Here is a 12537-nt window from a genome sequence, read left to right as displayed (position 1 = left end):
CTGTCCTTCGTCACGCGGAGCCGCCGGGGCGGCGAGGTGGGTTACGACGGGTACGGCCGCGGCGTGCGGCGGCCCGCAGGGCGGCCCGGGCCAGCTCCGGCCGGTCGGCGGCACCGTCGAGGCTGGCGGCGAGCGCTCGGACGGTGGGGTGGCGGAACAGGTCGAGCATGCGGATGGACCGGCCGGTCGCGGCGGTCAGCCGGGCGTGCACGGCGGCGAGCGCCAGCGAGTGCCCGCCGATGTCGAAGAAGTTGTCGGTCACCCCGACCCGGTCGTGCTCCAGCACCTCCCGCCAGATCCCGGCGATCAGCTCCTCGGTCTCGGTGAGCCCGTCCGGGCCGACAGGCATCAGCGCGGGTGGGCGGCCGACCGGGTCACCGCCGGCGACCGTCATCGCGCCGAGCTGGGGCACCCGCACGGTGGGTCGGGGCAGCGCGGTGGCGACCTCGCGGGCCGGCGTGTCCGCCGCCGCGGCCAGCGCGCCCACCAGCTCGGCCAGGTCGGCGAGCAGGTCGTCGACGCGCCCGGCGTCGAACAGGTCCGGGTTGTAGACCACCTCGACGCCCGTACGACCGCCGTGCTGCACCACGTAGACGGTGATGTCGAACGGCGAGCCCGGCTTGGGCACCGACACCGGCTCGGCGGCCAACCCGGTCAACGTCAGCGTGGGCGGCGCGAAGTTGAGCACGTTGAACAGCACCTGCACCAGCGGTGCGCGGGCGGTGTCCCGGCCGACGCCGAGCGCCTCGACGATGCGTTCCAGTGGGGCCCCCGGGTGGGCGGTGACCTCGTGCAACTCCCCGGCACAGCGGTCGACCAGCTCGGCGAAGCTCACCCCGCCGGTGCGGACCCGCACCGGCACCGTGTCGATGAAGAAGCCGATGACGTCGTCGAAGGCGGCCAACCGCCGGTCGGCGACGATCGCCCCGAGCACGTGGTCGTCGCCACCGGTGAGCCGCGCGATCAGCTCACCGAAGGCCGCCAGCAGCACCGCGGCGACCGTGGTGCCGCGACGCTCGGCCAGCTCCCGGACCGCGCGGTCGGTGTCGGCGGTCAGCCGGACCGCCGCCTCCGCCCCGGCGTACGTCTGCACCGCCGGCCGCGGCCGGTCCCGGGGCAGGTCCAGCACGGTCGGCACGCCGTCCAGGTGCCCCGTCCACCAGGCCAGGTCGGGCCCGCCCCGCAGCCGGTCGCGCTCGGCACGCCACACCGCGTAGTCGGCGTACCGGGCCGGCAGCGCCGGCAGTGTGGGCGCCGTGCCGGCCACCGCCTGGGCGTACCCGGCGGCGAGGTCGTCGTAGCAGATCCGCTCCGACCAGCCGTCGAAGACGGCGTGGTGCCAGGTGACGGCCAGCACGTGCTCGGCCGGGCCGAGCCGGTAGACGGTCACCTGCCAGGGTGGCCCGGTGGCCAGGTCGAACGGATGCGCGGCACCGGCCGCGAGCATCTGGGCCAGCTCCGCCTCCGGCTCGGCGCTGCCGGTCAGGTCGACCACCGGCACCGCCACGTCGGTCGGCTCGGCGCAGACCGCGTAGGGCACCCCGGCGGTCTGCGGGATGCGCCAGCGCAGCACGTCGTGCCGCTCGGCGACGGTCCGCAGTGCCGCGCCGAGGGCCGCGATGTCCAGCGGGCCGAGCAGCCGGTGCGCCACCGCGATGTTGTACGGCGCGCTGGACGGCGCGAGCTGGTCGACGAACCAGAGGCGGCGTTGCGGTGGGGAGAGAGTGGGCGGGTTGCCGGTGCTCAGCCGGTCGTCGCCGACGGGTGCGGCGGCCACCCGCTCGGCGAGCCGGCCGAAGGTGCGCTCGGTGAACACCTCACGGGTGTCGAGCTGCCGGCCCAGCTCGGCGCGCAGCGCGGCGACCAGGCGCATCGCCGCGATGGAGTTGCCACCGGCGGCGAGGAAGTCGGTCGCCGGCCCGGGTGCCGCGCCGAGCAGCCGGGTCCAGATGCCGGCCACGGCCGCCGCGAGGGGACCACCGGGCACCTCCGGAGCGACGGTGTCGGCGGATAAGGCGGTGCGGGCCGCGGCCAGCGCGCGCAGCGCGAGGCGGTCCAGCTTGCCGCTGATCGGGCTGATCGGCAGGGCCGCGCTGCGCAGCACCCGGGCCGGCAGCATCGCCGTGGTCAACCGACTGCCGGCGTACGCGCGCAGCCGCGCGTCGTCGGGGGCATCCGCCGGAGTGAGGAACGCGACCAGCTCGGTGCCGGCCGGACCGGGCACCGCCTCGACGGCCACCCCGGTCACCCCGGGCAGGTCGGCGAGCACCGCCTCGACCTCGCCCAGCTCGATGCGCTGCCCACGGATCTTCACCTGCCGGTCGGCCCGGCCCAGGTAGACGATCCGCCCGTCCGGGTCCTGCCGCACCAGGTCGCCGGTGCGGTACAACCGCTCGCCGGGCAGCCCGGAGAACGGGTCCGGAACGAACCGCTCGGCGGTCAGCGCCGGCCGGCCCAGGTAGCCGTCGGCCAGCCCGGGCCCGCCGATCAGCAGCTCACCGGTCTCGCCCGGCGGCACCGGGTCCAGCACCGCGTCCACCACGTACGCCCGGTGGTTGGGCATCGGCCGGCCGATCGGTACCGGGTCGACCTCGGTGGCGCTCAACGGGCCGCTGACCGCCATCACCGTCGTCTCGGTGGGGCCGTACGCGTTGAGAAGGCGGCGGCCGGGCGCCCAGCGGGCGGCCAGCGCGGCCGGTACCGCCTCGCCGCCGCAGAGCACCGTACGCCAGCCGGTCAGCTCGGCCGGGTCCAACATGGCCAGCACGGTGGGCGTGATGAAACCCCAGTTGACCTCGTGCTCGATGATGAACCGGGCCAGCCGGACCGGGTCGGCGCGATCCGATGCGCCGAGGAGCTGCACCGTCCCGCCGAGCAGCAGCGGCACGAACAGGTCGATGGTGGCCGCGTCGAACCCGAGCGACGCCAGGCCGAGGCTGCGTACGCCGGCGTCGGCACCGCTCAACGCGGCCACGCCCGTCACGAACTCCACCACGTTGCGGTGGCTGGTGAGCACACCCTTGGGCCGACCCGTGGAGCCCGAGGTGAACAGCACGTACGCCGGGTCGCCGGGCCGGGCCGGGCAGGGCGCGAGTGGGGCCGGGCCGGGCAACCCGACCGCCTCGACGCCGGGGGCGTCACCGAACTCGGTCTCGGCGGCGTCGCCGACCACCAGGGAAATGCCCGCGTCGGCGGCGATCCCGCGAAGCCGCCGACGCGGGCCGCCCGGCTCCAGCGGCACGTAGCAACCGCCGGCCAGCAACACCCCCAGCACCGTCGCCACCAGCTCCGGCCGGCGGCTGCCGCACACTCCCACCCGACTCTGCCGGCCGACGCCGCGGGCGCGCAGCGCGGCAGCCACCCCGGCGGCCTGGGACAGCAGCTCGGCATAGCTGAGCCGGCTGTCCCACTGGCGCACCGCCGTCGCGTCCGGCGTACGGGCGGCCTGCGCGACCACCAGCTCGGCGATCATCGCGTCCGGCCAGGGCAGGGCCTCGCCCCGTACGGCGTTGCTGGACACTAGGTCGGTCACCCGTTCCCCCCGGGATAGCTGTTCGGATCGGTCATCTGCAGGCGCAGCTCACCGACGTAGCCGCGGCCCTGCGCGTCGGTCACCCAGCTGTCGCCCGGTGCCGGTAACAGCTCGGTGACCACTACCGCGCTGTCCGGCCCGATGCGGGCGGCGGCGTCGACCATCGCGCACAGCGACCGGGCGTAGAGCGGGCCACTCAGGTCCACGTAGCAGGGCTTGACCTCGGTGCTGATCTTCACGAGGCGAACGCCTTGTCGAACGCGTCGACGGCCGACCGCTCGTCGGCCGTGTCCACGCCGGAGAGCAACGCGTCGGCAGCGTCCGGGGCGGCGAAGTCGGCCAGACCCTCGGCCGGGAAGCCGGCGGTACGCAGCACCACGTCCCGCCACACCGACCAGCCCGTCCCGCCCAGTGGCAGCACGTGACTCATCGGAACGGTTCCGGCTCGTCGGCGTCCACGATGTGCAGTCGCAGTTCACTGAAGTAACGCCGACCGGCCCCGTCGGGCACCCAGGCGTCCTGTTCGGTGGGCAGCATCTCGCTGACCACCACCGTCGTGTCGTCGCCGCCGTCACGCCGGGCCGCCCGGACCATCACGCAGAACATGTCAGCGAAGACGGGGCTGCTCAGGTCGACGAAGCAGGGCTTGGTCTCGGTGCCGAGCTTGACGTACACCTGCTCGGGCAGGCCCAACCGGCGTCGCCAGTCCCGTACGGCCAGGAAGCGGGCCCGCTCACCCTTCGCCGCGCCGAAGTCGCACGCGCCGACGGTGGTCCGCCAGGTCTGCCGGGCCACGACGAGCCGGTCCAGCGTGATCCTCGGGGTGTACGGGGCGGCCGCGACCAGCTTGAACCCGTCCACGGCGTGCAGGCTGAGCAGCCCGGCGCAGACCTCGGTCAGGAGCCAGCGCTGCCCGTCGGGGGCCACGACCGTCAGTCGGCCGTCCTCGTCCCGCACGGTCAGCGCCACCGTGGGCAGCACCCGGTCCGGGTCGGCGTTGGGCGCGGACGCGAAGGCCACCTGCCGGTCGGTGGGGCCGATCAGCGCCTCGGCGATCCGGCTGGTGCGGCGCGGCCAGTCGGTGGGATAGAGCAGCCGGATCCGGTTCGGGCCGAGATCGGCCGCCAGCGCGTCGCGCAGCCGCTCCACGTCCGGATGTGCGGCCGTGAACACCGCACAGTCGAACGACGGCCAGGCGGCGTGCAGCTCGCCGAGCACCACGGTGTAGTCGCCGCGGGCCAGCGCGTCGGCGTCGGCCGCGCAGATCTGCAGGTCGGGGCTGTGCAGCCGGGAGTTCGACCAGTTTGGCCGGAGAACGGGGAAGACCTCGTCGACCCGAGCGGCCAGGTCCGCCACGTCCAGCCGCACGTCGGTGCTGCCCGGCGGCAGGTCGGCCAGCCCGAACAGCCCCGCCCAGCGGGCCGCGAAGTCGCCCGCCACCGCGTCGACCGGGCGCGGCCCGCTGCCCCAGAACATGCCCTGGACCAGGAACCACAGGTCGGACAGGGCCACCGGGGCGTCGCCGGCCTCGGCGCGCAGCTCGTCGTACAGCTCCCGGAACACCACCGCGTACGCCTCCTCCAAGGCGCCGGCCAGCCAGCGGGCGGCCCGCAGCAGCACGGCGAGCGGGGCGGCGATCCCGTCCAGCAGCGGTGCGCCGAAGACCACGTCCAGGTCACGGCTGGTGTCCTCGTAGCAAAGCGTCCGACCGGCGTACATCTGCCCGGCCCGGCGCTGCGCCGGCTGCCCGGTCAGGTCGGTGAACGTCTCGTCGAGCGCGTTCAGCGCGGCGTGCAGCCGGTCCGGATCGCCGGCCGCGGCGGCGACCGCGTCCCGGGCGGCGCACAGCCGATCGAAGCCGGCCTGGGCGACGGCCCGCGCGGGGGCGTCGCCGACCTGCGTGATCCGCTGCCGCAGTACCTCCTCGGCGGCCGGGCTCACCGGCAGCGCGGCGTCCCAGGTGGCCAGGTCCCGCTGCACCAGCCGGTCGAGCAGCGCGTACCCGTCCTCCGGCCGACGCAGACCGACGGCCGGGTCGGTGACCAGCTCGTGGGCGGGGCGGTGGCCGTCGGCGGCACCGAGCAGTGCCGCCTCGACCGGCGACAGGGGCACCGGGGGTCGACCCGGCCGGCGCACCTCCCGGCCGGCGAGGCTCAGGTGCGCGGCGAGCTGGGGTGCCCACCAGCGGCGGACGGCCAGATCCTCGGCGATCCGCTGCGCGTACACGGTCAGCGCCCAGGACTCGAACCGCACCCAGCGGTCACGGGCCAGCGCCGCGCCCGGCCGGACCTCGGCGGCGACCGGCAGCTCCGGGTCGACAGTGACCCAGCAGCTCGGGCCGAAGAAGCCGACGGTCTCGTTCTTGCCGCAGTAGCGCTGCCAGTACCTGATGACGGCCCGTTCGCGCTCGCGCCTACGGGTGTTGCGGGGAGCGTCGGGGCCACCACGGACCAGCCCGTCCAGGGTGGGCAGCACCCCCCGGTTCTGCCAGGTGACCGCCTCGCGCAGCAGCGGGTCGGCGGCCAGCTCGGTGATCCGCCGGGTGGCGGTGGACAGCGCCTCGGCGAACTCCTTGTCGAAAACGTCGGCGCCTGTGCCGGTGGTCAGCAGCTCGTCGGCCGCCGCGGCGGCGTGCGGCGCGGACAGCAGGGTCAGCCCGTCGGCCGGAAAGCCGGTGCTGCGCAGAATGGCGTCGCGCCACACCGACCAGCCGGTGTCGCCCAGCGGGACCCGGTGCGCGGCGGCGGCCGCCCTCGGCGCGGCGGCCGGCGGTTCGGCGGTGAGCGCCGCGGTCAGGTCGGCGCGGATCGCGTCGGCCAGCTCGGGCAACGCATCGTGCAGGAAGAAGTGCCCGCCGTCCAGCTCGTGCAGGGTGAAGCCGGCGGCGGTGTGCTCCCGCCAGGCCGCGCTCTGCTCCCGGGTCACCGCCGGGTCGCGCCGGCCGGTGAACGCGATGATCGGCACCGGCAGCGGCTCCTCGGGCCGGTACCGGTAGGTGTCCACCCGCTCGAAGTCGGCGCGCAGCAGCGGCAGCAGCAGGTCGACCAGCTCGGGGTGTTCCAGCACGCCGGCGGGCAGGCCGCCGCCGGTCCGCAGCCGGCGCAGCAGCTCGTCGTCGTCCACCTGGGACAGCCCGTCGAAGATGTTGGGCGCGGTGACGTGCGGTGCGCGGGCGCCGCCGACGTAGAGCCGCAGCGGCAGTGGACGCCCGGCGCGGCGCAGCTCGCGGACCACCTCGAAGCCGAGCCGGCCGCCCATCGAGTGGCCGTAGATGGCGTAGGGCCCGGTGGCCCGCCCGGCGATGACGCTCGCCACGTCGACCACCCGGAACCGGGGGTCCTCGCTGATCCGGTTTTCCCGGCCGGGGAGCTGCACCGGCAGCACCTCGACGTCCGGACCGAATCGGCCCGGAAAGTTGCGGAACGCGCCGGCTCCGGCGCCGGCATACGGCAGGCAGAACAATTGCACCGGTGCCGGATCGCGGCTGCCGGCGGAGAGGAACCAGTTCACCGAACACCTTTCTGAGGAGGTTCGATCCAGTACCGCTGCCGCTGAAAGGGGTAGGTGGGCAGCGAGGTTCGTCGGACGCCGTCGGCCGGGTGCAGGGCCGTCCAGTCCAGGGACCGGCCGGTCACCCAACCGGCGGCCAGGTCGCTCAGCGGGCCGGCCGGACCGACCACTCGGGTGTCCGTGGCCAGTAACGCGTCGAGCGCGGCGACCGCGTCGGCCGGGGTGGTGGCGACCACCGCGGCCCGGCAGCCGAACTCCCGTCGGCCCAGCGCCAGCGTCGCGGCGACCTCGGCCAGCGTGGGCGCGGTGCCCGCCAGGTGCCGCCGCAGCCGGGTCAGGGCCGCCCGCAGAGCCGCAGGGGTACGCGCCGACACCGGCAGCAGGTGCGCGCTGGCCGACCCGGTGTCGACCGGCTCGACCGCGGGTGGTTGCTCCACCACGACGTGCGCGTTGGTGCCGCCCAGCCCGAACGAGCTGACCCCGGCCACCCGGCGCGGCACGTCGGGCCAGTCCCGCGCCTTCGTCGGTACGTAGAACGGACCGGCGGCCAGATCGATCTCCGGGTGCGGACGGGTGAAGTGCAGGTTCGGCGGGATGACCCCGTGCTGTACGGCCAGCACCGCCTTGATCAGCCCGGCGATGCCGGCCGCGGCGTCGAGGTGACCGATGGTGGTCTTCACCGAGCCGAGCGCGCAGGTCTCGGCGGGGGCGGCGCCCTCGTACACCTCGTGCAGCGCGGCCACCTCGATGGCGTCCCCGAGCGGCGTACCGCTGCCGTGTGCCTCGATGAAACGGACCTCGCCCGGGGCGACCTCGGCGGCGGCGAGCGCGCCGGCCACCGCGGCGGCCTGCCCGGCCGGCCCGGGGACGGCGTAGCCGGCCCGGTCGGCACCGTCGTTGGTGACCGCCCAGCCGGGCAGGATCGCGAGGACGCGGTCCCCGTCGGCCTGCGCGTCGGCGAGCCGACGCAGCGCCACCACCCCGACGCCGGAGCCGAAGCCGGCGCCCTGGGCGGCCTCGTCGAAGGCCCGGCAGCGACCGTCCGGTGAGGCCAGGCCACCGGGGGTGTGCCGGTGCCGGGGCCAGGTGACGCTCACGCCACCGGCCAGAGCGATGTCGCACTGGTAGTCGGCCAGGCTCTGCGCGGCCAGGCAGACCGCGACCAGCGAGCTGGAGCAGGCGCTCTGCACGGCCACCGCCGGCCCGGTCAACCCCAGCCGGTACGCCACCTGGCCGGGCAGGTGGTCGGTGAGCTGCCGGCCGATCAGGCGGGCCTCCCAGTCGTCCGGATCGACGTCACCGATCACGGCCGGGTTGTCCATCAGGTGAAAGAGGAAGTAACGGTTGACGGAGGTGGCGCCGTACACGCCGACGAGGCCGGGGAACCGGGTCGGGTCGTGGCCGGCGTCCTCCAGCGCCTCCCACGCGGTCTCCAGGAACAGCCGGTGCTGCGGGTCGGTACGGGCGGCCTCTTGGTCGCCGAAGGAGAAGAACTCCGCGTCGAAGTCGGCGATGCCGTCGAGCCGCCCGGTGGCCTTCACGTGCCGGGGGTCGGCGCGCAGCCCGGGGCCGACGCCCAGCGCCGCCAACTCCTCGTCGCTGTGGTCGTGGATGGCGTCCACGCCGGCGCACAGGTTCCACCAGAAGGTGGCCACGTCCGCCGCTCCCGGGAACCGGCCGGCGAGACCGACCACGGCGATCTCCTCGCCGGTGTACTCGCGGACGCCGACCGACGAGGAGTACGCACCGCCGGTGGACGGCGACGCGGTGGACGCCGAGGCGGTCGCGACGGGCGGGGCCGGCAGGTCGGCGGACGGCGGCGGGTCGACAAGTCGAGCCTGGGCGGCGACCGTCGGATGGTCGAAGAGCCGCAGCAGCGGCAGCCGGACCCCGAACCGTTCGGTCAGCCGCTGCTGCACCTGGCCGAGCAGCAGGGACTGCCCTCCGACGTCGAAGAAACTGTCGGTGCGGCCGACAGCGTCCCGGCCGAGCACGGTGCACCAGATGTCGTGCACGATCCGCTCGGTCGGGTTGGCCGGTCGATCCTCGGCCAGCACGGCCCGGGCCGGCGCCGGCAGCGCCCGTTCGTCGATCTTTCCGCTGACGGTCAGCGGAAACTCGGCGAGCGGCACGACGGCGCGGGGCAATGCGTACTCGGGTAGTTGCCGGGCCAGGGCGGCCCGCAGCGCGGCCGGGTCCACCGGTGTCCCGGTCGACCGGACGTACGCCAGCAGCTCGCCATCGCGGGCGATGGCACGCACCTCGGCGACGCTCGGCTCGGCGGCGAGCACCGACTCGATCTCGGTCAGCTCGACCCGGAACCCGCGCACCTTGACCTGCCGGTCGAGGCGGCCGAGGCAGCGCAGCTCGCCGGTGGGCAGCAGCTCGCCGAGATCGCCGGTGCGGTACGCCGGCACCCCGTCGGGGTCCAGCCCGAACCGGTCGCTGACCTGGTCGAGGTAACCGGGGGCGAGGTGCCGGCCGCGCACCACGATCTCGCCGTCCGGTGTCAGCCGCAGCGCGTACCCGGGCAGGGCGGTGCCGATCGGCAGCGGCCCGGTGGCCGTACTGTCGACGTCGGCCAGCGGCAACGCGGACCGGGCCGCGAAGGTCATCTCGGTGGCACCGTAGCCGTTGACGAGCACGCAACTCCGGGCGAAGTGACCCTGGGCGCGGGCGGCGTCGGCGTAGCTGGCCTGTTCGCCACCGAGCAGCACCACCCGGACCCGGTCGAGCCGGTCGACGCCGGGAGTGTCCAGCAGGTACCGGAAGACCGTCGGGGTGGAGTGGTAGACGGTGACGCCGTGCCGGGTTAGTTGCTCGACGGCGTACGCCAGCCCGTGGCGGCGCAGGTCGACCGGGACGACGGCGGCGCCGGTGAGCAACGCCGGGTAGAGGTCGGGGATGGCCGCGTCGAAGCTGAACGAGGCGAGCAGGCTGAGCCGGTCGTCCGGACGCAGGTCGAGGGTGGCGATCTGGTTGTCCACCACGTGCAGCAGGTTGCGGTGTGTCTGCCCGACCGCCTTGGGCCGGCCGGTGGAGCCGGAGGTGAACAGCACGTACGCGAGGGCGTCCGGGTCCACCGACACCGGCCGCAGCGGCGCCGGCCGCACGTCGACGGCGGGGACGACCCGCGTGCCGGGCCGGTCGGTGGCGAGCCGGCGGGCCAGCTCGGTGTGCTCGCCCCCGCTGAGCAGCACGGTAACGTCGGCGCCGTCGACGAGCTGGCGCAGTCGCTGCTCCGGGAAGCCCGGGTCGAGCGGCACGTAGGCGGCGCCTGCGGCGAGGGTGCCCAGCATCGCGGCGATGGTGCCGGCGCCGTGTGTGGTCAACAGTCCGACCCGGTCGCCGGGTTGAACGCCGGCCCCGGCCAGCAGCTCGGCGTGGCCGCCGGCCAGGCCGGCCAGGCCGGTGTAGTCGAGCGGGCCGGTGTCACCGAGCACGGCGGGATGGTTGGGCCGGGCGGTAGTGGCATCACCGAAGCGATGGATCAGCGTCGAGTTTCCCATCTCAGGACGCGCACATTGCTCCACACAGGACGGACACGCCGCAGTCGGCTACATTGATCATGATCCCCCCCAGGACTTCACAATGGAACGAGCATAGGACTCAATGCCTGGCGCGGAAGATCATTGACTAGAGTCGACCCGAAGGGCTAGCGGGTGATCAGACGAGGGATGACGAAAATCGTCCGATCATCCCCCTGGTGCAGCGGCGGATTTTCGCCTAAAACGATCACCAGGGGCTATTTTTGCGGTCGCACATTCATTGCGTAGAGGAATTTCCCGACCAGAGACATCGGGTCGCTCGCCGCAGACCACGCTCTGCGCCGTGGGTTAAGCGCGTGAACGGTTCCGGCGGGACGGGGCCGACAGCACCGTCGTCGTCGCGCGGCAACCGCGACACCATCTCCCGGAACTCCCGCACGGTGACCGCCTCGCACAGGGTGGCGAAGACGGCGCCAGTGCCGCTCCGGGCGGTGACCACTTCGCCAACCTGCACCCAATTTGCTCCCAGTTGCAAGGCCAGGCCAACCAGCGGCTCCTTACCGCCTTGACCTGCGCACACCCCCTGCCAGGCGACATAGGACATTCGACTAAATCGCAGAGCTGCGGAGCACTCCTCGGGAAACAGGACGCCTTACCCACTCTGGTCTGCGCAAATGTGGAGCCGCAGGCAGGGATGGGTGCAGTTGAGCCCCGTTCGATGCCGTTGGACGCAGTTCAGCGCTGGCTCCCGCAGCCGCATCGGTCGAGCTCACGTCGGCGTGTTCGAGATGTCGATCGTGGTGAGGTGGCCTTTGCCGATGGCGTGTACCAGGGATCGACCGTCGGGAAGTAGCCGGTCGATGCGTGCTGGCAGTCGCACGCAAGCGGCGATCTCCCCGGCCCGGTTCACCACGATGAGTTGGTTACCGGCACGGGAGAAAAGCGCACCTCCGAAGACGGGGACACCCTCACTGGTAGCACCACGCGGGAGGTGCGTCACCTCTGTGCGGGCACTGCGGTCGAGATCGATGATCGTGACGCCAGTGTCTTCGGCCAGCCACAGCGTTCGACCGGTGAGGATCGGCGGCAGCGATGGGAGGTCACGCTCGTGCCGCCACAGGATCTCCACGCCGCTGGCTGGGTGCAGGGCCATGACGGTGCGCCTGCCGCTGAGAAAGACGATGCGGCCGTCTTCGCTGGCGCTGAAGGCGATGCCGGAGTCGGGAAAGCGCACCGGCGCCGGCAGCGACCACTGACCTCTGGTAGCGCCGGTCCGAGCGTCCAACAGCAGCAGTGCCGCCTCACTGGCAGTCGCGATGAGGATCGCATCGGTCGCGCAGCCCCGCTCCAGGTCCAGCCGTATGGGCAGCGGCCAGGCCAAGCTGCTGTCCGGCGCGGGTCCCGGGAACTGGCCCGGAAGAAGCTCGCCGTTCGCCAGATCCACCCGTATCAGCGGACGGTAGCCGCGCCACCCGCCCAGGAAAGCGACAGATCCACAAACACTGATGTGGTGGCACAGGCGCAGCTTCGGTGTCGACCACGTCCGCTGCCCGCTGTGCAAGTCGAAACAATGCAGGACGCCAGCCTGACTCAGATAGAGACAGCGGTCCCCCGCGATGACGGTAGTGCCCCAGCAGTCCTCGACGCCCTGCTCCCACAACGGCGCTCCGGTCTGGGGGTCCAGTCGAACCAGACGCGAGTGCCGCTCCGCTACGACAAGGGCACCGGACGCCGCCGCCAGCGCCACCGCGCTCGAACGCAGGTGCAGAAGCCGCGACCACAGCACCTTCAGCGGTTGATCCACGATGCCTAGTGTCGCGCACGAACCCGAGGGTCTAGCGGCACGCCTTTACGCCAGGACGGCAAGCCTGGCGAGCAGGCCATCGATGACACCCCCGCTCATCGGCAGGGCCGGGTGTTCGCTGCACGGACTGCTCGTGACGAACTGTGACACCCGATCGGCGGCATGAGCGGATGCACAGCTGTGGCCGACCATAGCAAGTTTCC

6 protein-coding genes are annotated in these 12537 nt (G+C 73.5%); all 6 read right to left on the bottom strand.

What is annotated here, in order from left to right:
• Positions 1–10: 10 nt before the first annotated feature.
• The 6 genes from ABZU25_RS22800 to ABZU25_RS22775 all read right to left on the bottom strand — a co-directional run bounded on the left by ABZU25_RS22800 (position 11) and on the right by ABZU25_RS22775 (position 12334).
• Positions 11–3532 carry an amino acid adenylation domain-containing protein gene (locus ABZU25_RS22800; RefSeq protein ID WP_355031381.1) on the bottom strand — a complete coding sequence of 1174 codons (3522 nt, stop codon included), beginning with the start codon at positions 3530–3532 and terminating at the stop codon, positions 11–13.
• Positions 3529–3771: a hypothetical protein gene (locus ABZU25_RS22795; RefSeq protein ID WP_355031380.1), complete on the bottom strand. Its 243-nt coding sequence runs from the start codon at positions 3769–3771 to the stop codon at positions 3529–3531. The genes ABZU25_RS22800 and ABZU25_RS22795 overlap by 4 nt, the downstream gene beginning before the upstream one ends.
• Positions 3768–3962 carry a hypothetical protein gene (locus tag ABZU25_RS22790; protein WP_355031379.1) on the bottom strand — a complete coding sequence of 65 codons (195 nt, stop codon included), beginning with the start codon at positions 3960–3962 and terminating at the stop codon, positions 3768–3770. The genes ABZU25_RS22795 and ABZU25_RS22790 overlap by 4 nt, the downstream gene beginning before the upstream one ends.
• Positions 3959–7042 (bottom strand): thioesterase domain-containing protein, encoded by a 3084-nt coding sequence (locus tag ABZU25_RS22785; RefSeq protein WP_355031378.1) that lies wholly within the window; start codon positions 7040–7042, stop codon positions 3959–3961. The genes ABZU25_RS22790 and ABZU25_RS22785 overlap by 4 nt, the downstream gene beginning before the upstream one ends.
• Entirely contained in the window at positions 7039–10551 is a 3513-nt protein-coding gene (locus ABZU25_RS22780) for an AMP-binding protein (protein ID WP_355031377.1), read from the bottom strand. Before ABZU25_RS22780 ends, ABZU25_RS22785 begins: the two co-directional genes overlap by 4 nt.
• A 748-nt stretch (positions 10552–11299) precedes the next feature.
• Complete coding sequence (locus ABZU25_RS22775) at positions 11300–12334, bottom strand: PQQ-binding-like beta-propeller repeat protein (RefSeq protein ID WP_355031376.1); 1035 nt, start codon at positions 12332–12334, stop codon at positions 11300–11302.
• Positions 12335–12537: the final 203 nt, after the last annotated feature.

Source organism: Micromonospora sp. NPDC005215, assembly GCF_040607915.1.
Classification (GTDB): Bacteria; Actinomycetota; Actinomycetes; order Mycobacteriales; family Micromonosporaceae; genus Micromonospora.
Note: the sequence above shows the minus strand (reverse complement) of the source record. Positions and strands in the feature narration are given on the sequence as shown.

Coding starts and splice junctions, on each gene's coding strand:
- ABZU25_RS22780 (WP_355031377.1), bottom strand. CDS start 10,551: ATGGGAAACTCGACGCTGATCCATCGCTTCGGTGATGCCACTACCGCC.
- ABZU25_RS22790 (WP_355031379.1), bottom strand. CDS start 3,962: ATGAGTCACGTGCTGCCACTGGGCGGGACGGGCTGGTCGGTGTGGCGG.